Origin of the sequence: Stenotrophomonas sp. Marseille-Q4652 (assembly GCF_916618915.1) — a bacterium.
Taxonomy (GTDB): Bacteria; Pseudomonadota; Gammaproteobacteria; order Xanthomonadales; family Xanthomonadaceae; genus Stenotrophomonas.
Genome location: NZ_CAKAKE010000001.1, coordinates 1,127,480 through 1,150,162 on the forward strand (window position 1 = coordinate 1,127,480; position 22,683 = coordinate 1,150,162).

At 67.8% G+C, this 22,683-nt stretch carries 21 protein-coding genes; 9 read left to right on the forward strand and 12 right to left on the reverse strand.

What is annotated here, in order from left to right; genetic code table 11:
- The first annotated feature begins 15 nt into the window (after window positions 1-15).
- The 5 genes from LG380_RS05150 to LG380_RS05170 all read left to right on the forward strand — a co-directional run bounded on the left by LG380_RS05150 (window position 16) and on the right by LG380_RS05170 (window position 4,193).
- Window positions 16-1,461 carry an amino acid permease gene (locus LG380_RS05150; protein ID WP_225763903.1) on the forward strand — a complete coding sequence of 482 codons (1,446 nt, stop codon included), beginning with the start codon at window positions 16-18 and terminating at the stop codon, window positions 1,459-1,461.
- A 17-nt stretch (window positions 1,462-1,478) separates the two neighbouring features.
- Window positions 1,479-2,120, forward strand: coding sequence for a methylthioribulose 1-phosphate dehydratase (locus LG380_RS05155; protein ID WP_225763904.1), 642 nt, complete (start codon window positions 1,479-1,481; stop codon window positions 2,118-2,120).
- Between the two features lie 112 nt (window positions 2,121-2,232).
- Entirely contained in the window at window positions 2,233-2,799 is a 567-nt protein-coding gene (locus LG380_RS05160) for an acireductone dioxygenase (protein WP_225763905.1), read from the forward strand.
- A gap of 3 nt (window positions 2,800-2,802) precedes the next feature.
- Window positions 2,803-3,504 (forward strand): acireductone synthase, encoded by a 702-nt coding sequence (gene mtnC / locus LG380_RS05165; protein WP_225763906.1) that lies wholly within the window; start codon window positions 2,803-2,805, stop codon window positions 3,502-3,504.
- Between the two features lie 194 nt (window positions 3,505-3,698).
- Window positions 3,699-4,193 (forward strand): MgtC/SapB family protein, encoded by a 495-nt coding sequence (locus tag LG380_RS05170; protein ID WP_225763907.1) that lies wholly within the window; start codon window positions 3,699-3,701, stop codon window positions 4,191-4,193.
- A gap of 3 nt (window positions 4,194-4,196) precedes the next feature.
- Here the strand turns inward: LG380_RS05170 and LG380_RS05175 are convergent, their stop codons facing one another.
- Both LG380_RS05175 and LG380_RS05180 read right to left on the reverse strand, forming a co-directional pair.
- Window positions 4,197-5,363, reverse strand: coding sequence for a metallophosphoesterase (locus tag LG380_RS05175; RefSeq protein WP_225763908.1), 1,167 nt, complete (start codon window positions 5,361-5,363; stop codon window positions 4,197-4,199).
- Between the two features lie 176 nt (window positions 5,364-5,539).
- A complete protein-coding gene (locus LG380_RS05180; RefSeq protein ID WP_225763909.1) occupies window positions 5,540-7,357 on the reverse strand; it encodes a DUF885 family protein in 1,818 nt (605 codons plus the stop codon).
- Window positions 7,358-7,579: 222 nt separating this feature from the next.
- On the opposite strand from LG380_RS05180, the gene LG380_RS05185 reads away from it, so the two are divergent.
- From LG380_RS05185 to LG380_RS05200, 3 genes are all read left to right on the forward strand, one after another.
- Complete coding sequence (locus LG380_RS05185; RefSeq protein ID WP_225763910.1) at window positions 7,580-8,851, forward strand: amino acid permease; 1,272 nt, start codon at window positions 7,580-7,582, stop codon at window positions 8,849-8,851.
- 255 nt (window positions 8,852-9,106) lie between these two features.
- Window positions 9,107-11,332: a methyl-accepting chemotaxis protein gene (locus LG380_RS15830; protein ID WP_318780077.1), complete on the forward strand. Its 2,226-nt coding sequence runs from the start codon at window positions 9,107-9,109 to the stop codon at window positions 11,330-11,332.
- 186 nt (window positions 11,333-11,518) lie between these two features.
- Entirely contained in the window at window positions 11,519-12,295 is a 777-nt protein-coding gene (locus LG380_RS05200) for an oxygenase MpaB family protein (RefSeq protein ID WP_225763911.1), read from the forward strand.
- A 22-nt stretch (window positions 12,296-12,317) separates the two neighbouring features.
- On the opposite strand, the gene LG380_RS05205 is transcribed toward LG380_RS05200, so the two are convergent.
- The 5 genes from LG380_RS05205 to LG380_RS05225 form a co-directional block, all read right to left on the reverse strand.
- Complete coding sequence (locus LG380_RS05205; RefSeq protein ID WP_225763912.1) at window positions 12,318-13,007, reverse strand: VIT family protein; 690 nt, start codon at window positions 13,005-13,007, stop codon at window positions 12,318-12,320.
- Window positions 13,008-13,114: 107 nt separating this feature from the next.
- A complete protein-coding gene (locus LG380_RS05210) occupies window positions 13,115-13,333 on the reverse strand; it encodes a polyprenyl synthetase (RefSeq protein WP_225763913.1) in 219 nt (72 codons plus the stop codon).
- A gap of 138 nt (window positions 13,334-13,471) precedes the next feature.
- Entirely contained in the window at window positions 13,472-13,678 is a 207-nt protein-coding gene (locus tag LG380_RS05215) for a hypothetical protein (RefSeq protein WP_225763914.1), read from the reverse strand.
- A gap of 207 nt (window positions 13,679-13,885) precedes the next feature.
- Complete coding sequence (locus LG380_RS05220; protein ID WP_225763915.1) at window positions 13,886-16,009, reverse strand: M13-type metalloendopeptidase; 2,124 nt, start codon at window positions 16,007-16,009, stop codon at window positions 13,886-13,888.
- Window positions 16,010-16,098: 89 nt separating this feature from the next.
- On the reverse strand, window positions 16,099-17,049 hold the full coding sequence (locus LG380_RS05225) for an IS481 family transposase (protein ID WP_225763916.1): 951 nt from the start codon (window positions 17,047-17,049) through the stop codon (window positions 16,099-16,101).
- A 131-nt stretch (window positions 17,050-17,180) separates the two neighbouring features.
- Between LG380_RS05225 and LG380_RS05230 the strand changes: the two genes are divergently transcribed.
- Complete coding sequence (locus LG380_RS05230) at window positions 17,181-18,128, forward strand: C13 family peptidase (protein WP_225763917.1); 948 nt, start codon at window positions 17,181-17,183, stop codon at window positions 18,126-18,128.
- On the opposite strand, the gene LG380_RS05235 is transcribed toward LG380_RS05230, so the two are convergent.
- From LG380_RS05235 to LG380_RS05255, 5 genes are read right to left on the reverse strand one after another with little or no spacing between them, the layout of a single operon-like run.
- The gene (locus LG380_RS05235; RefSeq protein ID WP_225763918.1) at window positions 18,125-20,068 is read right to left on the reverse strand and encodes a hybrid sensor histidine kinase/response regulator; all 1,944 of its coding nucleotides are present in this window, start codon (window positions 20,066-20,068) and stop codon (window positions 18,125-18,127) included. The genes LG380_RS05230 and LG380_RS05235 overlap by 4 nt on opposite strands.
- A complete protein-coding gene (locus LG380_RS05240; RefSeq protein WP_225763919.1) occupies window positions 20,055-20,918 on the reverse strand; it encodes an ATP-binding protein in 864 nt (287 codons plus the stop codon). Before LG380_RS05240 ends, LG380_RS05235 begins: the two co-directional genes overlap by 14 nt.
- Window positions 20,915-21,931: an ATP-binding protein gene (locus LG380_RS05245; protein ID WP_225763920.1), complete on the reverse strand. Its 1,017-nt coding sequence runs from the start codon at window positions 21,929-21,931 to the stop codon at window positions 20,915-20,917. The genes LG380_RS05240 and LG380_RS05245 overlap by 4 nt, the downstream gene beginning before the upstream one ends.
- A complete protein-coding gene (locus LG380_RS05250; protein ID WP_225763921.1) occupies window positions 21,922-22,320 on the reverse strand; it encodes an anti-sigma regulatory factor in 399 nt (132 codons plus the stop codon). Before LG380_RS05250 ends, LG380_RS05245 begins: the two co-directional genes overlap by 10 nt.
- Entirely contained in the window at window positions 22,317-22,682 is a 366-nt protein-coding gene (locus tag LG380_RS05255; protein ID WP_225763922.1) for an STAS domain-containing protein, read from the reverse strand. Before LG380_RS05255 ends, LG380_RS05250 begins: the two co-directional genes overlap by 4 nt.
- Window position 22,683: the final 1 nt, after the last annotated feature.

The window sequence follows — 22,683 nt, forward strand, 5'->3', positions numbered from 1 at the left end:
TCCGGAATCGACTGCATGCTCAAGCAACTGTGGGCCACCAAGCATCCACACGCCGCGCACGAGGAGGCCAACGGCCTCAGCCTGCGCCGCACCCTGGGCCCGTGGGGGCTGACCGCGCTGGGCATCGGCGCGGTGATCGGCGGCGGCATCTTCGTGATCACCGGCCAGGCCGCGGCCAACCATGCCGGCCCGGCGATCATGCTGTCCTTCGTGCTGGCGGCCATCTGCTGCGCGTTCTGCGCGCTGGCCTACGCCGAGTTCGCCTCAATGGTGCCGGTCTCCGGCAGCGCCTACACCTACACCTACGCCACCTTCGGCGAGCTGTCGGCCTGGTTCATCGGCTGGATGCTGGTGCTCGAGTACGGGGTTTCGGCGTCGGCGGTGGCGGTGAGCTGGACCGGCTACTTCCTCAGCCTGCTCGACCAGTTCGACATCCACCTGCCCGCCGCCCTGGTCAGCGCACCGCTGGACGCACAGCTGCGTCCCACCGGCTCGATCGCCAACCTGCCGGCCGCCGCGCTGGTGCTGCTGCTTACCTGGCTGTGCTACGTCGGCATCCGCAAGTCCACCGCGATCAACATGGCGATGGTGGTGCTCAAGACCGGCTTGATCATCCTGGTGATCTTCGCCGGCTGGAAGTACATCGATCCGGGCAACTGGACCCCGTTCATCCCGGAGAACGAAGGCCCGGGCAAGTACGGTTTCGACGGCGTGCTGCGGGGCGCGGCGATGGTGTTCTTCGCCTACATCGGCTTCGAGGCGGTGTCGGTGGCGGCGCAGGAATCGCACCGCCCGCAGCGCGACATGCCCATCGGCATGCTGCTGTCGCTGGTGATCTGCACCATCCTCTACATCGCCATGGCCGCGGTGATGACCGGCCTGGTGCCTTACACCCTGCTGGGCACCGATGAGCCGGTGGTGACCGCGGTGGCGGCGCATCCGCAGCTGGGCTGGCTGCGCATCATCGTCGAGATCGGCGCGCTGATCGGCCTGTCCTCGGTGGTGCTGGTGATGGTCATCGGCCAGCCGCGCATCTTCATGATCATGGGCCGCGACGGCCTGCTGCCGCCGGTGTTCACCCGCATCCATCCCAAATACCGCACCCCGCACATCAATACGGTGATCACCGGCATCGGCATCGCGCTGCTGGCTGCGCTGTTCCCGCTGGACGTGCTGGGCGAGCTGACCTCGATGGGCACGCTGATCGCTTTCGCCGCGGTCTGCGCCGGCGTGCTGGTGCTGCGCTGCACCCGCCCGGAGCTGCCGCGTCCGTTCCGGATCCCCGCCGCGTGGCTGGTGTGCAGCCTGGGCGTGCTCAGCTGCCTGGCCCTGCTCAGCGCAATGACCCTGCACAACTGGATGCTGATGGGCGTGTGGACGGTGGCCGGCTTTGCCATCTATTTCCTGTACGGCTTCCGCAACTCGCGCCTGCGTGCGGGCGTCGGCAACGACGCCGGCTGACCAGTAGAATGGCGGGCATGAATGCACCCGCCATCCTTCCCTACGACGAACAGCGCCTGCAGGTGCTGGCGCAACTGCTGATCGACAACATCCGCGAGCTGGCCCAGGCCGGCTGGACGCCAGCCACCAGCAGCAATTTCTCGCACCGGCTCGATGACCGGCACGCGGCGATCACCGTGTCCGGCCGCGACAAGGGCCGGCTGGTGGAGGACGACATCATGGTGGTGGACATGGACGGCCAGGCCGTCGGTCGTCCGCTGCGCCCATCGGCCGAAACCCTGCTGCACACCCGCCTGTACCGCCGCTTCCCGGAAGTGGGCTGCGTGCTGCATACCCATTCGCCGGTGCAGACCATCGCTTCGCGCCTGTACGCGCCGCAGGGCCATATCCGCCTGGAAGGCTACGAGCTGCTCAAGGCGCTGCACGGCAACAGCACCCATGAAACCGCCGTCGACCTGCCGGTGTTCGCCAACACCCAGGACATGAACGTGCTGTCCGACCAGGTGGATGCGCTGCTGGACCAGCAGTCGATGTGGGGCTACCTGATCGACGGCCACGGTCTGTACGCCTGGGGCCGCGACATGGCCGAAGCCCGTCGCCACCTGGAAGCGTTCGAGTTCCTGCTGCACTGCGAACTCGAACTGCGCAAGCTGCGCTGAAACCACGCCCCCGCCGGCGCGCTGGCCCGAGGTGCTCCCGTTGCCGTACGTTGCCCCTGCAGTGGCAACTGCGCTGTACCCTTTCCCTCCCCCCACCGTCGAGGCCCCTGCCATGAGCCGCCTGCGCATCTTCAACGACACCGCCCCCGACGCTCCGCTGCTGGACAGCCGCGACGGCGACGTCATCGCTGCCGAGCTGAAGAAGATCGGCGTGACCTTCGAGCGCTGGCAGGCCAAACATCCGGTCGCGCCGGGCGCCAGCCAGGAAGAGATCTTCGCCGCCTACCGCGAGGACATCGACCGCCTGGTCGCACAGCACGGCTTCAAGAGCGTGGACGTGGCCTCGATCGGCCCGGACAACCCCAACCGCGAGGCAATGCGCCAGAAGTTCCTCGACGAACACTTCCACAAGGAAGACGAGGTGCGCTTCTTCGTCGCCGGCTCGGGCCTGTTCACCCTGCACGTGGACGACAAGGTCTACGAGGTGGAGTGCGTCAAGAACGACCTGATCGCGGTCCCGGACGGCACCACCCACTGGTTCGACATGGGCCCGGAGCCGAGCTTCGCCGCGATCCGCTTCTTCACCGAGCCCGATGGCTGGGTCGGCCATTTCACCGGCACCGACATCGCGCAGAAGTTCCCCCGCTACGAACCCTCCCACCGCGGCGGGGAAGGCTGATCCATGACCCGACCGCTCGCGATCCTGACCGACATCGAAGGCACCACCAGCAGCATCTCCTTCGTCAAGAACGTGCTGTTCCCGTACGCCCGCGCCGCCCTGCCCGGCTTCGTGCGCGAGCACGGCCAGCAGCCGGCGGTGCGCCGGTGGCTGGACGCTGTGGCCACCGAGATCGCCGCCAGCGCCTGCCAGGACGAGGTGATCGTGGAAACGCTGCAGGGCTGGATCGACCAGGACCGCAAGCACACCGCGCTCAAGGCCCTGCAGGGCATGATCTGGGACGCCGGCTACCGCAACGGCGACTACACCGCGCACCTGTACCCGGAAGTGGCCGCCGCGCTGCGCGGCTGGCATGCCGCGGGCATCCCGCTGTACGTGTATTCGTCCGGCTCGGTGGCCGCGCAGAAGCTGTTCTTCGGCTTCAGTGACGCCGGCGACCTGACCGCGCTGTTCTCGGGCAACTTCGACACCGAGATCGGCGGCAAGCGCGAGGCCGCCAGTTACGCGCGCATCGCCCAGGCCATCGGCACCGCGCCGCACCAGATCCTGTTCCTGTCCGACGTGGTCGAGGAACTGGATGCCGCCCGCGAGGCCGGCCTGCAGACGGTGCTGCTCGACCGCTTGGACGATTACCCAATGCCGCGCACCGGCGAGGCCGCCAATGGCCACACCCGGGCGGAGAACTTCGGCCAGATCACGCTCTGAGCCGCGTCCTGTAAAGCAACACCACGACGGGCCTGCGGGCCCGTCTTTTGTTGGGCAGGCCATCACCTGGTTCCCACCCGGCGCGGACCAGACTTCCCGGCATCATCGCCACCGGTCGCTGCCATGCACGCGCTGAATCCAATTGCTGCTGTCGTCCCAGATCCGGGCACCGTACTGCCGCGCGGGGTGCAGCAATGAGCCTGGGCGCGCAGATCAGCCAGGCACTGGCCACGGAGTTCGCGCTGCCGGAAGTGTCAACGGTCGTGACCATCGTCAGCCGCCTGCTGACCGCCTTCGTGCTGGGCGGCGCGCTGGGCCTGGAACGCGAGGCCAAGGGCCGGGCGGCCGGCCTGCGCACCCATATCCTGGTGTCGGTCGGTTCGGCACTGTTCGTGCTGGCGCCGCTGATGGCGGGCGCCTCGATGAACGACGCCACCCGCGTCATGCAGGGCATCGTCTCGGGCATCGGCTTCCTCGGCGCCGGCGCGATCCTCAAGCTGGACCGGACCGAGCGCGTGCAGGGGCTGACCACCGCCGCGGGCATCTGGCTGACCGCGGCCATCGGCATGGCCGCCGGCATGGGCATGGAGATGCTGGCGCTGGCGACCACCATCGCCGCCCTGCTGGTGGTCAGCGCACTGCCGCACGTCATGCCCGAAAGGCGCGACGACGCGGCCAGCGACCGCTGAAGCTCAGTCCCCGTCGCCTGCGCGTCGCAGCACCAGCACGTCGATGCTCGACGGGACGCCCAGCCGCGCGGTGAAGCCGTCCCACTGCCCCGCCCCGCTACTGACGAAAAGCACCATGTCCTCGACCTGGTAGCGCCCGCGCACGTAGCCATCGTTGAACGGCGCCACCAGCCAGCGGTCCATGCCCAGGATGTGGCCGCCATGGGTGTGGCCGGAAAGCTGCAGGTCCACCGAGCCGCTGGCCGCGCTGGCCCGCGCCTGCCTGGGCTGGTGGGCGAGCAGCAGGTGGAAGTCGGCATCGGCCGCCTGGTGGTTGACTGCCGCCAGGTCCGGGGCCAGTCCCCCCCTTGCACCGCCGGGTCCGCCCTTCAGCGCGGCAAGGTCACCGATGCCGGACACCGCCAGCGTTCGCCCATTGACCTGCAGCCGCACGCTCTGGTTTTCCAGCACGCCCAGGCCCAGCTCGCGGAAGTGCTGCATCCAGCGCACGTAGCCGTGGTAGTACTCGTGGTTGCCCGCGGCCAGCCACACGCCGTGCGGCGCCGACAGCCGCGCCAGGGCCGCCACGTGCGGCGCGCTGACGTCGACCTCGCCATCGACCATGTCGCCGGGCAGCACGATCAGGTCCGGACGTGCGGCCAGCACGTCGGCGACGATGCGCTCGGTGCGCCAGGCGCCCTTGGCCGGGCTGGCGTGGATGTCCGCCAGCACCGCCACGCGCAGCCCGTCCAGTTCCGCCGGCAGGCTGGCGACGACCAGCTCGCGCTCGTGCACGCGCGGCGGCTTGATCCCGTTCCAGATCGACAGCGTGGCAATGACCACGATCACCGCGATTGCCCAGCGGTTGAAGCGCAGCCCGTGCCACAGACTGATGCCCAGGTCGCGGCGCCCGCACAACCGCGACAGCAGCCAGCCGGCCTCGCGCAGCAGCAGGAACACCAGCAGCAGCACGAAGCCGACCAGCAGCCAGCCGAACGCCAGTTGCAACCGGGCGATCACGGCATAGCCGAGCACGTCCATGCGCCAGACCGCCGCGAAGGCCAGCGGCAACAGCGCCAGCAACGCGGTGAGTCCGACATGCCAGCGACGCTGGCGGCGGGACAGCGGATTGACGGGCCACCACAGCCAGACGGCCATCAGCGGCAGGATGAGGGAAACGATCAGCGACATGTGGGATAAGCGCGGCCACGGATGGGCGGCCGTGCCGGAACAGGTTCAGACGGGGGCGGCCACTTTCGCATGCCGGCCGGCGACACCGGCTGGCATGGGTGGAACAGTACGTGCGGCGGGACTGGACAAGCCTTCACGGGACACAGGCACGCGTGCCGGTGCCCCGCGCAGGTGGATCAGGCCTTCTGCGAGGCGATCCAGGCGTCGATCTTTTCTTCCAGCACATCCAGCGGCACCGAGCCGTCCTTGAGCACCTCGGCATGGAACTGGCGGATGTCGAAGCGCTCGCCCAGCTGCTGCTCGGCACGCCCACGCAGTTCCTTGATCTTCAGCTCGCCGGTCTTGTACGCCAGCGCCTGTCCCGGCCACGCGATGTAGCGCTCGGCCTCGGCGATGGCATCGGGCTCGCTCACCGAGGAGTTGGCGAACATGTAGTCCAGCACCTGCTGGCGGGTCCAGCCCTTGCTGTGCAGGCCGGTGTCGACCACCAGGCGCACCGCGCGCCACAGCTCGCCCTGCAGGCGGCCGAAGTAGCTGTACGGATCGGTGTACACGCCCAGGTCCTTGCCCAGGCTCTCGGCGTACAGGCCCCAGCCCTCGGCAAACGCGGTCTCGCCGCCGAAGCGGCGGAACGCCGGCACGCCTTCCAGTTCCTGCTGCAGGGCCAGCTGGAAGTGGTGGCCCGGGATGGCTTCATGCAGGAACAGATCCTCGGCATCCCAGGTCTTGCGCGTCGGCAGGTCGTAGGTGTTGACGTAGAAGATGCCCGGGCGGCTGCCGTCCTCGCTGGGGCTCATGTATTCGCCACCGGCCGCCGACTGCGCGCGGAACGCCTCGATCGGGCGGATCTCGAACGGCGACTTCGGCGTCAGCGAGAACAGTTCGGGGATGCGCTGGTTGATCCTGGCTTCCAGCCCGCGGTAGTGCGCCAGCAGCGCGTCCTCGTCCTTGAACTCGAACTGCTTGTCGGTCTGCATGAACTTGAAGAAGTCCTGCAGCGAGCCCTTGAAGCCGACCTGCTCCATCACCTGGCGGATCTCACCGTGGATGCGGGCGACCTCGTCCAGGCCGATCTGGTGGATCCGCTCGGGCGTCTGCTCGGTGGTGGTGCTCTGCCGCGCGGCGAATGCGTACCACGCCTTGCCGTCGGGCAGCGCGTCCAGGCCGACGCTGTCGCGGCAGGCCGGCAGGTACTCGCTGGCGATGAAGTCACGCTGCTTGCGGATCGCCGGCAGCAGCCTGCCGTCGATCAGCTCGCGATAGGCCTCGGTGAGCCGCTGCCTGTCCTCGGCGGAGAACTCCGCCGGCATCGCCTTGATGGGCCCCCAGAACTGGCTGTCCTCGGCCTTGCCGGCGAGGATCGCGTCCATCTGCGGCAGCACCTTCTCCATCACCACCTTCGGCTGCACCACGCCGGCCTTGATGCCCTCGCGCATGTTGGCGATGTCGGTGTCGATCAGCACCGGGATGCGCCCGGCACGCGCCAGCCAGTTCTCGTAGTCCTTGACCGTCTTGAACGGCTGCGCCACCTGGCCCGAGCCCAGCATCACCGCGTAGCTCACCAGGCTGCCCATCTGGTTGACCGGCATCATCCAGTCCGGGAATTTCTCCGCGTCCAGCGCGTTGCGCCGCTCGCGCACGAAGATGCGGTAGCTGAGCAGGTCCTGGCCCTGCAGGCCGTCCTCGCCGATCGCCTCGACCTTCTCAAGCCAGCGCTGGTTGAAGTCATGCATCTGCTGTCGGAACTCGGCCGAGCCGAAATCCGGCAACTGGTCGTTGTAGCGGTTGTCGCCCTGGAAGGTGGCCTGGATCGGGTTGAGCTTGAGCGTCTCTTCCCAGAAATCGGCATAGAGCGCGGTCAGCTGGCCCGCCTTGTCCGCCTGCTTGCTGCTGGCGGTTGTGGCACCACTGCCCTCCGGGGCGGACGGCGAACAGGCCACCAGGGCCGCAGCCAATGAAAGCGAAACAGCAAGGGCAATCGGGCGCATGCGCATGGGTCAGGTCCAACCGTCGGGATGATCGCCGCAGCGTCCACTTTCTCGCGGTACGGCGGCAACGGCCAAAGGTCACATGGCACTGCCCCCGGTGCCTGCGCCTGCCCAGTGGCCACGGCAGGCCGCATAATTGGCGCCCGCGCCGGCTCCCGGCCGCCCGCGTTCCCCCTTGTCTGGCCACCTGCCCTGCGCAGGCTGGCCCTTGCCATGCCTGCTTTCCGAATGAATACATCACGCCGCCCGCTGGGCTTCTGGTCCGCCACCGCCCTGGTCGTGGGCAGCATGATCGGCTCGGGCACCTTCCTGCTGCCTGCCGCCCTGGCCCCGTACGGCGCGGCGTCGATCCTGGGCTGGGGCATTACCTTGTGCGGCGCGCTGCTGCTGGCCATCACCTTCGCCCAGCTGGCGCGGCGCTGGCCGCAGACCGGTGGCCCGTACGTCTTCGCGCGCAACGCCTTCGGCGAGCTGCCCGGCTTCGTCATCGCCTGGAGCTACTGGATCTCGATCTGGTGCGCGATTGCCGCCATTGCAGTGGCCTTTGCCGGCAGCGTGGGCGCGATCTTTCCGGCCCTGACCGCCACGCCGGTGCGCGCCGCCGGCTGCGCCCTGGTGGCGCTGTGGCTGTGCGCCGGGGTCAACCTGCTGGGCGTGCGCGAGGCCGGCCGCATGCAGTTGCTGACCACGGTGCTGAAGGTGGTGCCGTTGCTGCTGTTCGGCGGTGTGGCGCTGTGGTTTGTCGACACCAGCCACTACGTGCCGTTCAACCGCAGCAGCGACAGCCTGCCCGCCGTCGCCAGCGCCACCGTCGCCCTGACCCTGTGGGCGATGATCGGACTGGAAGCGGCCACCGTGCCGGCCGAGGCCGTCGACGATGCGCCGCGTACCGTGTCCCGCGCCACCGTGGCCGGCACCGCGATTGCCGGCATCGCCACCATCCTGGCCTGCACCACGGTGATCGGCCTGCTGCCGGCCGACGTGCTGGAGAATTCCTCCGCGCCGATGGCCGATGCTGCTGCCTCACTGTGGGGGCCGACCTCGGGCACGCTGCTGGCGGTGGTGATGGCGATCTCCTGCCTGGGCGCGCTCAACGGCTGGATCCTGCTGTCGGCGCAACTGCCGATGGCCGCGGCACGTGACGGCGTGCTGCCGGCCGCCTTTGCCCGCCTCAACCCCCGTGGCACCCCGGCCTTCGGCGTGGTGGCCAGCAGCGTGCTGGCCACCGTGCTGGTGATCGCCAACTACAACCGCTCGCTGGTGCAGCTGTTCACCTTCTCGGTGCTGCTGTCCACCGCCGCCACCCTGTTGCCCTACGTCACCGGCGCGGCCGCGTGGGTGTGGCGTGGCACCGGCCTGACCACGCGTGTGCTGGCCGCCGGGGCGCTGGCCTACAGCCTGTATGCGGTGATCGGCGTTGGTGCCGAAGCGTTGCTGTGGGGTGCGGCGCTGGTGCTTGCCGGCCTGCCCATTTATTTCTGGCTGCGCTGCCGACGCTGATTTGTCTAGTCAAATCAGACACTTCGACAAACCCCCAACCCGGTCACAGGACCGGGTTTTTCGTATGCGACTTTGGTAGGCAGGACCTAAATAAGCAATTGAGCGTGTCGATACCCCACTGCCCCCGACAGTGGCGTCCGCGCGCTCTCCCGTGGATGGATGCTGGCCGGGGATCCATTCCCCCCGACGGCCACAGTTGCGCATGAAGTGCAGTGCGGCCGACGGCCAGTTTCGCCCCCACCCCCCAGGTCAGTCATGAACGAGTTCCTCCAACGCTTCACTGTCGGCAAGCGGATGTTTGCCGGCTTCGGCTTCCTGCTGGTGCTGATGGCCGCCATCGCCATAACGGCTGCATTCTCGTTGTCCACGCTGGAAGAGCACCTGCAGACCATCGCGGTCGAACGCACCACCAAGACCAAGCTGTCCAACGAGCTGTATGACGATGCCAACGAGCTGTACATCAGCCTGCAGGCCATCCTGCTGAGCGAGGACGAGGCGGGGCGCCAGGCGGCGCAGGATCACATCAAGCAGACACGCGCGAAGTTCGTCGCTTCCTACGACAAGCTCTCCGCCATGCCGGCGCGCGAGGAAGGCAAGAAGCTGGTGGCCGCCATCCAGGAGGCACGCCTGGCCGCCGCTCCGCTCAACGACGAGGTCGTCAACCTCGCCATGGCCGGCCAGCGTGACGAGGCGGTCGCCTACCTCAACCAGAAGGCCGTCCCCGGCCTGCAGGCCTGGCGTAACGCCGTCACCGCCAACCTGGAGCGCGAGTCCAGGCAGATGCAGATCGCCTACGACGAGGCCCAGCAGGCCGCCTCGCGCGCCCGCACGATCCTGTTCGTGGTACTGGGCCTGGCCATCCTCATCGGCGTGTTCCTGGGGGCCACCTTCACCCGCAGCCTGACTGGCCCGCTGGGCCGTGCCGCCGCCGCCGCGCGTGAACTGGCTGCTGGCAAGCTCGATGGCGAGCGCCTGGTGGGTGGCGCCGACGAGGCGGGCGAAGTGCTGCGTGCCGTGCAGGCCACGCGCGAATCGCTGCAGACCCTGATCACGGGCTTGGAGGAAGTGGGTCGCGAGCACGACCGGGGCAATATTTCCGTGCGCATGGATGCCAGCAGATTGCAGGGCGAGTACCGCAATCTGAGCGAGATCATCAACAACCAGCTGGGCGAACACATCGGCACTGCCATGGCCGCCGGCCGCCTGGCGGCCGCCTATGCCCGCGGCGACCTGCGCGAGGACTTCCCGCGCGTGCCGGGCGAAAAGGCTGTGGTCATGAACGCGCTGGACAGCGTCAAGGCCAACCTGCTGGCACTGAGCCAGGAAATCGGCACGATCAGTCAGGCCGCGGTCCATGGTGATTTCAGCCTGCGCGGCGACGAGTCGCGCTTCGAGTACGGCTTCCGCGACATGGTGGTCAACCTCAACCAGCTGATGGCCACCGCCGACGGCAGCCTGCAGTCGCTGTCGCACCTGCTCAAGGCCATCGCCAGCGGCGACCTGACCACCCGCATGGAAGGCAACTACGACGGCGTGTTCGCCGACATGCGCGATGATGCCAACGCTACCGTGCGCAACCTGACGGCGATCATCGGCCGCATCCAGGAAGCTTCGGCCAGCATCAACAACTCGGCTTCGGAAATCGCCGAGGGCAATGCCGACCTGTCGCGCCGTACCGAGCAGCAGGCCGCCAACCTCGAGGAAACGGCCGCCTCGATGGAGGAACTGACCTCCACCGTGCGCCAGAACGCCGAACACGCACGCCAGGCCAACCAGCTGGCGATCGGTGCGGCCGACGTCGCCTCCACCGGTGGCGCCGTGGTCGGCCAGGTCGTGGAGACCATGACCGCGATCGAGGCCTCCTCGAAGAAGATCGCCGACATCATCTCGGTCATCGACGGCATCGCGTTCCAGACCAACATCCTGGCGCTCAACGCTGCCGTGGAAGCCGCCCGTGCCGGTGAGCAGGGCCGCGGTTTTGCCGTGGTTGCCTCGGAAGTGCGCACCCTGGCACAGCGTTCGGCCGGCGCCGCCAAGGAGATCAAGTCGCTGATCGATGATTCGGTGGACAAGGTGGCCGATGGTTCGGCGCTGGTGCAGAAGGCCGGCTCGACCATGGCCGAGATCGTCAGCAGCGTGCAGCGCGTGACCAGCATCATGGCCGAGATCTCCGCGGCCTCGCAGGAGCAGACTGCCGGCATCGAGCAGGTCAGCCAGACCGTGGTGCAGATGGAACGAGACCACCCAGCAGAACGCCGCGCTGGTGGAAGAGGCCTCCGCCGCCGCCCGCTCGATGGAAGAGCAGGCCAACCAGCTGGTCGAGGCCGTCGCGGTGTTCCGCCTGGCGTCGGACGCGACGTCCGCCTTCGCCGCCCCGCGCCCGGCGGCGCGACCGGCTGCCCGCAGCGTTGCCGCTGCGCCGGCGCAACCTGCCCCGGTCCCGAAGGCTCGGGCGAAGGTCGAAGCCATTGCCTCGGCTGACGAGGGCGACTGGCAGGAGTTCTGAGCCTGCATTACGGCCGGGAGATGTCTTCCCTGCCCGACTGACAGAAACGCCGGTCACCGCGAGGTAGCCGGCGTTTTTTGTGCTCATACGCAGAACCCGAGTGCCGCAGCGGCCTCGGTGGGTTCAAAGGCCACTCACGCGCGACCACCCAGAATCGCGTGATGCCACGCCCCGCTTCCCCACCCACCCTGGCCACCATCAACCGCGAGGCCTACATCTATTTTGGCGCCGGCGTCACCGTGGCCTGGCAACTGGCCAATCCCGGCGTCGGCCGCGGCGTGGCGCGCCACAGCCGCACGCTGGACCATCCGCTGCAACGCCTGCGCGCCACCATGTCATACGTGTACGCGGTGACGCTGGGTACCGACGTGGATCGCGCCACCATTGCACGTCACGTCAACCACGCCCACCGTCCGGTGTCGGGTCCGGGGTACAACGCGTTCGACCAGGACCTGCAACTGTGGGTCGCCGCGACCCTGTATCGCGGCGCAGTGGATGTGTACGAGCTCTTCGTGGACCCGGTCCCGGCGCACGCTCGCGAGGGGCTGTACCGGGAAGGCTGGGCATTCGGCCGCAACCTGCAGGTACGCGACGCGCAATGGCCGGCCGACAGCGTGGGGTTTGACCGCTGGTGGCAGGCGCAGGAAGCCGGACTGACGGTGGACGACGAGGTACGTGCCTATTTCCAGGCAGTGCTGCGCGGCGGTCAGGCGCCCTGGTACCTCAAACCCGCCCTGCCCCTGCAGCGATTCGTCACCCGGGGATTGATGACGCCCCGCCTTCGCGAACTGTTCGGGCTGGCCTGGAGCACCCGTGACGAGCGCAACTGGCAGCGTTTCCGGCGCTGGGCACCACGCGTGTACTGGGCCATGCCGCATTGGCTGCGGCACTGGCCGGCGCGCCATTACCTGGCGCAACTGCGCAGGATGGCCACCTGAGCCATCCGTGCACCGGGGTGGATCAGGCCTGCACGCCGAACAGTGAACCCACGGCCGTGGTCAGGCCCATCGCCAGCGCACCCCAGAACGCGACACGCAGCACGGACCTCATTACCGGCGCACCCCCGGTACGCGCGGCCACCGCGCCCAGAGCGGCGAGGAACAGCACCGAGCTGGCACCCACGCCCCACATCAGGCCACTGCCCGGCAGCACCAGCACCGCCAGCAGCGGCAGCATCGCGCCGGCCGAAAACGCCGCGGCAGAGGCGAGCGCGGCCTGCACCGGGTTGGCAGCCAGCACTTCGGAGATACCCAGCTCATCACGGCCATGCGCCGCCAGTGCGTCCCTGGCCATCAGCTGGGTGGCGACCTGCTCGGCCAGTGGCCGGTCCAGTCCGCGCTGCATGTAGATGCCGACCAGCTCCTCGTGTTCCTGCTCCGGGAACTCGGCCAGTTCCCTGCGTTCGCGCTCGAGGTCAGAGCGTTCGGTGTCGGCCTGCGAGCTGACCGACACGTATTCGCCGGCCGCCATCGACATCGCACCGGCCACCAGGCCGGCGATGCCGGCCAGCATCACCGCGCGGGTTCCGGTACCGGCTGCCGCCACGCCCAGCACCAGGCTGGCGGTGGAGACGATGCCATCGTTGGCGCCCAGCACGGCGGCACGCAGCCAGCCGGTGCGCTGGGTGCGGTGTCTTTCACTGTGTCGCATCGGCTCCCCAGGGTTCAAAGAGGTCGCCGATAGCGTACGCCTTCCCGGTCGGGACGGCATGGATCACGCAAGGGGGCAGCGCCGCTGCAGCGCAACCCACCGGTGGATCAGGCCTGCAGGGCCCTGACGATCTCGCGGACCGACAGCCCGAGCTCCAGCTGCAGGCGCACGTATTCGCGTTCCTTGCGCGAAAGGTTGCGGCCCAGCTCGATCCGCACGTCCTCCGCTTCGAGGATGCGCATGATGCGCGGCAGCGCGGAGCCGATCGCGTCCTGGCTGTAGCCGGCTTCGCGCAGCGCGGCGGTGATGAGGTCTTCGGTTTCCATGACACATCCGGGGGAGACAGGGCTGCATTGTGCGCCCTTCCGGACCCGGCAACCCTGAACTTTCCGCGTGCCCAATGCGGGCCAACAAAAAAGGCAGGCCCGGAGGCCTGCCCTTGTCGTGCGAGCAGTAGAGGAAACTTATTCCTCTTCGTCGTTCATGCCGCCCTGCTGGCCCTGACCGCGCTGGTTCTGCTGCTGGCTCTGCTGGTCCTGCTGGTTCTGCTGGCGGTTCTGCTGGTTCTGGCCCTGGTTCTGGTCCTGCTGGTGCTGGCGCTGGCCCTGCTGGTCCTGCTGCCCCTGCTGGTCCTGACGATTGTTCTGGTTCTGCTGATTCTGGTTACCCATCTTCGCTTCTCCATCCGGCAGCGGAATGCCGCCGGTTGAGGGACATTCTGCGCATCGCCCCGTTAGCCACCCGTGCCAGATGCATCGCTGCCAGGTGAAAACCGCACACTCATGTTCGGCAGCCATGAATCCTTCAGCAGCCGGAGGCGGCCTTAAAAAAAACGGAGGCTCCGCAGAGCCTCCGTCCGTGGCCAACCGGCTGGCCGGTTACCAGATACGCACGCGGTCTTCCGGCGCGACGTACAGCGGGTCGTTGGCGGTCACGTTGAACGCTTCGTACCAGGCGTCGATGTTGCGCAGCGGGGCGAACGCACGGATGTGGCCCGGCGAGTGGGTGCCGTTGACCAGCTGCTGGCGCAGGGCGTCATCACGCCACAGGGTGCGCCATACCTGCGCCCAGCCCATGAACAGGCGCTGCTCGCCGGTGAAGCCGTCGATCACCGGCGCCGGCTTGCCGCCCAGCGAGCGACGGTAGGCTTCCAGCGCGATGGTCAGGCCGCCGAGGTCGCCGATGTTCTCGCCCATCGCGACCTTGCCGTTGATGTGCATGCCCGGCAGCTGCGGGAACTCGTAGGCCTCGTACTGCGCGCCCAGCTTGGCCGCCTGCACTTCGAACTTGGCCGCGTCATCTGCGGTCCACCAGTCACGCAGCACGCCGGCGCCATCGGACTTGCGGCCCTGGTCGTCGAAGCCGTGGATGATCTCGTGACCGATCACGCCACCGATGCCACCGTAGTTCACCGCCGGATCGGCGTCCGGATCGAAGAACGGCGGCTGCAGGATCGCGGCCGGGAACACGATCTCGTTCTTGACCGAGTTGTAGTAGGCATTGACCGTCTGCGGGGTCATGCCCCACTCGGCCTTGTCCACTTCCTTGCCGAGGCGGGCGCGGCGGTAATCCCATTCGAAGCGGCCGGCACGCAGGGCGTTGCCGAACACGTCGCCGTTGCGGATCTCCAGCGCGCTGTAGTCACGCCACTTTTCCGGGTGGCCGATCTTCAGGCCGAAGCCCTTGAGCTTGGCGTGGGCCTCGGCCTTGGTCGCCGGGCTCATCCACTCCAGCGCATCCAGGCGTGCGCCCATGGCGGCCTTCACGTTGGTCACCAGCGAATCCATCTTCGCCTTGGCGTCGGCCGGGAAGTACGTCTTGACGTAGTCGCGGCCGATGGCCTCGCCCATGATGCGCTCGGCGTAGGCCACCGCGTTCTTCCAGCGCGGGCGCGGCTCCGGCTGGCCGGACATGAACTTCGCACGGAACTCGTAGTTGGTATCGACGAAGGCCTTGCTCAGCAGCGGCGCGGCTTCATCGGTGGTGTGGAAGGCCTGCCACGCCTGCAGCGTGGCGACGTCGGTGGCGCCGAACACCTTGGCCATCGCCGGGATGGCGCTGGCCTGGCGCAGCACCACGCGCTCGGCCTGGCCGACGCCGGCGGCATCGAAGAACACGTCCCACGGGAACTGCGGCGCCTGCGCCTTCAGTTCGGCACGGGTCACCGGGTTGTAGGTCTTGTCGCGGTTGCGGCTCTCGGCGCGGGTCCAGTGGGCCTTGGCGATTTCGGTCTCTAACGCCATCACTTTGGCGGCGGCGTCAGCCGGCTTGTCCCAGCCGGCCATCCCCAGCAGTTGCTCGATGTAGGCGACATAACGCTCGCGCTGCGGCGCGAACTTCTCGTCCAGGTACATCTGGCGGTCGCCCAGGCCCAGCCCGGACTGGCCCATGTACAACGTGTAGCGATCCGGATCGCGCTGGTCGTCGGACACCGACAGGCCGAACAGGCTGGCGCCCATGCTGCCGTGGTTGGCCCCCATCAGGCGCGCCATCGCGGTCCTGTCCTTGCCGGCCCGGATGGTAACCAGCAGCGGCTTGAGCGGCTCGATACCGGCCTTCTCCACGGCGGCCTCGTCGAGGAAGCCACGGTACAGCGCGGCGATCTTGGCGCCGTCGCCATCGGTGGCCGGGTTGCCCAGCGCATAGCCTTCCAGCTGCTGGTGGACGCGCACTTCGGACAGGTCGCGCAGCATCATGAAGGAGCCGAAGCTGGACTTGTCCGACGGGATATCGGTGTTGCTCGCCCAGCTGCCGTTGACGTAGCCGAAGAAGTCCTCGCCCGGCTTGACCGAGGTGTCCATGCCAGCGGTATCGATGCCCCAGCTGCCGTAGCGCTGCGTGGTGCCTGCGGCACCGGCGCCGGTGGAGCCGGCCTCGTCGGCGAACAGCACCTGGCTTGCGCACGCCTGGTCCAGGCACTCGTGGGACGGATGGGCAACAGCGGTGCCGGCCAGGCCAAGGGCCAGTACGGTGGCCGAGGTCAGCAGGGTCTTCTTCAACATGGATGCTCCTGGTGGTTGGACGCGGCAGGCCGCGCAGTACTTCCCCCGACTTTAACCGCTGCCACGCCCGTACCCATGTGCTGGAAGGCCTAGCTGTGTAAACCCAGGACGTTGTTCAGTGGAAGCTGGATGCGGCTGATCGGGGGTTGGTAGCCAAGGCTGGCGTGCGGCCGGTGCCAGTTGTACTGGTGCAGCCAGCGAGGAAGAGCGTGCCGACGCTGCTCCGAGCTGTCGTAGGAGCGGGCATAGGCCCATTCGCGCAAAGCGGTCTGGACCAGGCGTTCGGCCTTGCCGTTGGTACGCGGGGTGTAGGGTCGCGTGCGCAGATGGCGCAGGCCCAAGCGGCGCAGGAGCCGGCGGAAGCGCCGGGACTTGTAGCAGGCACCGTTGTCGGTCATCACCCGGGTGAAGGTGACGCCCAGGCCGCGGTAGTAGCGCAGGGCTTGAAGCAGTGCGCGGCAGGCGCTGGATCCGCGCTCATCATCTTCGATGGTGCCGAAGGCGACTCGTGAGTGATCGTCGATGGCGAGGTGGACGAACTCCCAGCCTGCGCCATCGGAGGCGCCCTGGCGATCGCCCGTGACCCGATGGCCAGGGCGCCAGAAGCGACCCAGCATCTTGATATCAAGATGCAGCAGGTCCCCGGCCTGGTGATACTCGTAGCGATTGTCCGGGGGCGCAGGATCCAGCTCGGCCAACCGGTGCAGCCCGGCACGGCGCATCAGTCGGGCAATGGTGCTCAGGCCGACCGGCAGGGCCAATGCGCTCTGGCGGTAGGTCTCGCGTTGACGGCGCAGCGCGGTCACCTCGGCGGCCACCGATGGTGGGGTGGCATGCGGACAGCGGTGCGGGCGCGATGACCGGTCATCCAGGCCTGCCCAGCCTTCCTCGCGAAAGCGGCGCAGCCACTTGTAAGCGGTTCTGACGCTCACGCCCGCGGCATGCGCTGCCTCCTCGACCCGCAGGCCATGGTTGATCACTCGCTCCACAAGCAAGGCTCGACCGCGAGGCGTAAGACGGGCATGTTTATGCAGGTTCATCCGGGGCTCCTGGAGGGGTGGCTGATTCGCACCTCCAGTCTTCCGGGATCACCCCGGATGAACAACCTACTGAGAGATCACACCTAGCCGCGCGGCTGTACACCTTCCACCGGCTTGGGCACTCTTGCCGCATGCACCACGCCACTTTCCTGCCCGGGCTGATCCGTCGGCTGCGCCCGCTCGCGCTGGCCGCCGTACTGCTTGGCGGGGTGATGCCGATCCAGGCTGGCAATGGTGAGCCCGCGGCCTGGAAGCCCACCACGCCGGCGCTGGACCGCAGCGAACGCGCACGCCTGGAAGCCGGCCTTGCCGCGCTGGCGCCGCAACGCCCCGGCCTGACGGACATGTATGTACTGGGCGTGGCCGGCGACGCCGCCGAGGACGTGTTCCGCAACGAAGTCGCCTACCTGCAGGACCTGTTCGGCCAGCGCATGGGCAGCCGTGGCCGCACGCTCGCACTGGTCAACCATCCCGAACGTACGGGCACGGCCGCCATCGCCACCTGGGAAAGCCTGGGCGAGGCGCTGGACGCACTGGGCCGCACGCTCGACCCCGACGAGGACGTGCTGTTCCTGTACATGACCAGCCACGGGCTGGAGGACAGCAGCTTCTACCTGCAGACCGCACCCGGCCAGGAAGACGTGATCACGCCGGAGGACCTGGCACAGCTGCTGGATGAAGCCGACATCGGCAACACGGTGATCGTGGTCTCGGCCTGTTATTCGGGCGGCTTCGTGCCGGTGCTGGCCTCGCCGCAACGGTTGGTGATCACCGCCGCGCGCCACGATCGTCCATCGTTTGGTTGCGGCAATACCGACAGCGCGACCTGGTTCGGTCGCGCGTTCCTGGTCGAGGCGCTCAACCAGACCGCGGATTTCGTCGCCGCCTTCGAGCAGGCACGCAGCGAGGTCGCCCGCCGCGAGCAGGAACAGGGCGAGCTGCCTTCAGAGCCGCAGATCCATGCCGGTGAGGACATCCTGCCGGTGCTGGCGCGGTGGCGCTCGACCCTGGCCGGGACGCCGCCGCTGCCCTACCCGTTCGAGCAAGTCCCGCCCGACGCTGCCGCCGCTCCGCCCTAGCCGGCGCGTACTGGCTGGCGCCGGTCCAGGCTCTGGCGTACCGCGCGCAGCAGTTCGTTGAGGCTGAACGGCTTGGGCAGCATTTCCATGCCTTCGGCGAGGAACTCCTGACGGTTCTGCGCGTTCTCGGCGTAGCCGGTTATGAACAGCACCGGCATCTCGGGACGGCACTCGCGGATGCTGTCTGCCAGTTGCCGGCCGTTCATGCCGGGCAGGCCAACGTCGGTGAGCAGCAGGTCGAAATCACGTTCGCCGGCCGCATCCAGCGCGGCCGTGCCCTCGGAACAGGTGAACACGTCATAGCCGGCCTCGACCAGTACTTCCTGGGCCATGGCGCGGACCATCTCGTTGTCGTCGACCAGCAGGATGCTCTCGGCGCCGCCCTCGGCGACTTCCTCTTCCGGCTCGGGCTCCGCTTGCACGGCCTCGCCACGCGGCAGCAGCAGCTCGACCGTGGTGCCGTCCCCGACCGCACTGCGGATGCGCGCGGCGCCACCGCTCTGGCGGGCAAAGCCGTAGGTCATCGACAGGCCCAGGCCGGTACCCTCGCCAATCGGCTTGGTGGTGAAGAACGGCTCGAAGACCTTGTCGACGATGTCGGGCGGGATGCCCGGGCCATCGTCGCTGACCGACAACAGCACGTAATCGCCCGCGGCCACGTCACTGCCGCCTCCCACCGTCGCCGGACGCGCAGAAATGGTAATGCGGCCGACCCCCTTCATCGCGTCGCGCGCATTGAGCACGAGGTTCAGCACCACGTTTTCCAGCTGGTTGGCATCGGCCACCACCACCAGCCCCTCGCGCGGCATGTCGAACTCCAGCGCGATGTTCTCGCCGATGGTTCGGCCCAGCAGGTCGCTGAGCGAGGTGATCTGGGCACCGACGTCAAAGGCAGTGGTATCCAGCGACTGCTTGCGGGCGAAGGCGAGCATGCGCTGGGTCAGCGCCGCGGCGCGGTAGGCCGAGGTGGCCGCCATCTCGGCATAGCGCGGGACGCGCTCGACGTTGCCGCTGCTCACCGCCACGCTGATCATGTCCAGCGCGCCGATGATGCCGGTCAACATGTTGTTGAAATCGTGGGCGATGCCGCCGGTGAGCTTGCCCAGCGCATCCATCTTCATCGCCTGCTGCAGCTCGGCCTCGGTGCGCTCGCGCTCGGCGATCTGTACCGCCAGCTCGGAGGTGGCCGAATCCAGCTGCTGCCTGTGCTCGCGCTCGCGCGCGTGCTGTTCGGTCTGGTCCTCGACGTAGAGCAGGCCCACGCCACGCTCCTTGTACGGGGTGACGCGCCATTCGGTGATGCGCTCGCCGTTGGTGGTCTGCAACGAGAACATGCCGTTCCAGCTCCGGTCCTCGCGCAGCGCTTGCTGCAGCTCGACGGTGGACTGCTGACCGAACAGCTCGCGCAGCGTGGTCACGCCGGCGACGGACATCAGCTTGCGGAACGCCGGGTTGGCGTCGCGCACTTCCAGGTTCTCGGACACCGCGGCGATTGGCGCGCTGATGTTCTCGAAGATCTCGCGGAAGCGCGCTTCGTGGGTATGCAGTGCTTCCTCAGCCTTGCGCACGCGCAACAGGGTGCGCAGCGTGGCCAGCAGCACGTCATGGTCTACCGGATGGATCAGGTAGGCGTCGGCGCCGGCATTGAGGCCGGTGATCATGTCACCGGTGGCAATGGAAGCGGCCGAAACATGCACCACCGGCAGCAGGCTGGTACGCGGGGACTCGCGCAGCTTGCGCACCAGGTCAAAGCCGCTCATGTCCGGCAGGTTGACGTCCAGGATAAGGGCGTCGTAGGCCTCGGTGGACAGGCGCTCCAGGCCCTCGCCGCCGGTGCCGGCCTCGTCTACCTGGAAACCATGGTGTTCCAGCACGCGGCGCACCGAGTAGCGGGTGGCGACATTGTCGTCCACCACCAGGATGCGACTAACTTCGGTCATGCTCCGTCTCCGACTGCAACTTGATCGGCAGGGTCACGTGGAACTCCGACCCTTCCCCGACAACACTTTCCACCCCTACTTCCCCGCCCAGCAACTGGGCAAAACGCCGGCACAGCGCCAGGCCCAGTCCGGTCCCGCGCAGGCGCTTCTGGAGGGGCGAATCAACCTGGATGAAGTCCTCGAACAACGCGCCCAGCATGTGCTCGGGAATACCGATGCCGGTATCACGCACGCTGAAACGCACGTGGCCATCGCCTTCCGGACGCGCCGACACCCGCACATGGCCGCGCGGGGTGAACTTGAGCGCGTTGGAGATGAAGTTGCGCAGGATCTGCGCCAGCTTCTTGTCATCGGTGTACAGCATCGGCAGCGGGGGCGGATCCTCGAAGATCAGGTCCACGTTGCCGGCCCCCTCCACCAGCGGCCGGAACATGCCGCGCAGGGCCGAGAACAGGTCCATCAGGTCGAACCACCCCGGCGAGATCGAGATGCGGCCGGCCTCGATCTTGGCCAGGTCCAGCAGGTCGTCGACCATGTCGCGCAGCTCCATCGCGCCGGTACTGATGAAGCGCACCTGCTTGAGCTGTTCGTCATTGAGCTGGCCGTCCATGCCCTCTTCCAGCAGCCGGGTCATGCTCAGGATCGAGCCCAGCGGCGTACGGAACTCGTGGCTCATGTAGGACAGGAACCGGCTCTTGAGCTCGGAGACTTCCTTGAGCTGCTCTGCCTGCTGGTCAAGCTCGGCATACAGCGCCAGCACGCCCTGGTTGGTTTCCTCCAGCTCGGCGCGCAGCGCCTCGTTTTCCTCGCGCAACTGCTGCAGCTGCATGTCCGCGTCCAGCACGCTCATTGCAATCCTCCCAGTCGCACCACCAGGACCCCGGTATCATCCCTGCCCCTGTCGAAATCTCGATGAAGCACCGCCGCTACCACCGCCGGATGGCGGAAGAACAGGCCGTCGTACTGCTCCAGGTTCCATCGGGTCTGCAGGCCGTCGCTGTGCATCACCAGCAGCATCCCCGGCATCACCTGGGACAGGAACGGCTGCATGCGACGGTACTGGCCGCCCACGATCCCCGGATGCGACACCATGCCACGGGAAGGCACGCCCGGGCCATGCACCGAGGCGGAAATGTTGCCGATGCCGGCAAACTGCGCCGCTCCGGTGCCCAGCTCGCACGAGAACACCGCCACCGCACCACCGCGGGTACGCGACATGCGCGCATGGATGCGCTCGATCATTTCATTGGGTGGCAGCGGCCCAGCCTCGGCTGCCGCGGCCGTGCCCAGGTCGGCGGCCTCGCTGGCCAGCAGACCATGGCCAAGTCCATCGATCAGGGTAACTGTCAGGCGTCGATCCTGCCAGTCCAGGTGCCAACCATCGCCGCAGGCGCTTTCATAGCGCATCGGCACCCGCAGGCCGCCGTAGGCCAGGTCGTCACTGCCAGCGTGGTCGGGGTAGATACGGGACAGCACCACGGCGCCGGAAGCGTCGGACCAGGCGTCGAACACGGCGCTCTGGCGCTGGATCGCGCCGAGGCCCTGACCCTGGCTGCCAGCCGTGGAAAAGCCATCGGGAAGGCAGCGCGGCAGCGAGAAGCCAGGACCGCGGTCCACGCCACAGATCTCCACGCCCTGGCTGCTGCGGCCATGCACCAGCGACAGCATCACCCGCCCGCCCTGGCCATGGCGCAGCACGTTGGTGGCGATCTCGGTCGCCACCAGCGCCACGCGCCCCCCATCCACCTCATCGAACCCGGCCCGTACCGCGATCTGCGTGGCCTCGCGGCGCACCTGGCCAACCTGAGACGACTCTTCTACGGGGATGATGCGGGTGACCTGACCTGTAAAACTCATGCCCATTTGGTGATCGTCACCCGGGTACCGCGTCCGGGCCCGCTATCGAGCTCGAATGCATCCACCAGACGCCGCGAGCCGGACAGGCCCAGGCCCATGCCCTTGCCCGAGGTCCAGCCATCGGTGAGCGCCTGGTCGATGTCCGGAATGCCCGGCCCCTGGTCCACGAAATCCAGGCGCACGCCCTTGCGGATGCCGTCGATCACCACGTCCCACTGCATGTGGCCGCCGCCGCCATAGACGACGGTATTGCGGGCCAGCTCGCTGGCCGCGGTGATCAGCTTGGTCTGGTCGACAAGGCGCAGGCCGCAGGCGGCGGCTACCTGACGCGCGGCCTGGCGTGCGAGGACCACGTCCTGCTCGGTACGGATGGGCAACTGGCCGGAAGGATTCATCGGCGGTCGTCGCCCATCTCGCGCAGCAGTTTCATGCCGCGCTCCACGTTCAACGCGGTGCTTACCCCGGTCAGGTTGAGGCCCAGCTCGACCAGGGTGATCGCCACGGCCGGCTGCATGCCCACCACCACCGTGCGCGCATCCATGATCGCCGCCAGCGAGGAGATCGTGGCGATCATGCGGCCGATGAAGGAGTCGACGATATCCAGCGCGGAGATCTCGATCAGCACGCCCCGCGCCGAGGTGGCACGGATGCGTTCGGTGAGGTCGTCCTGCACGGTCAGTGCAAGCTGGTCATGCATGTCCACCTGGATCGTGACCAGGAGGATGTCGCCCATCTGCAGGATCGGAATCCGTTCCATG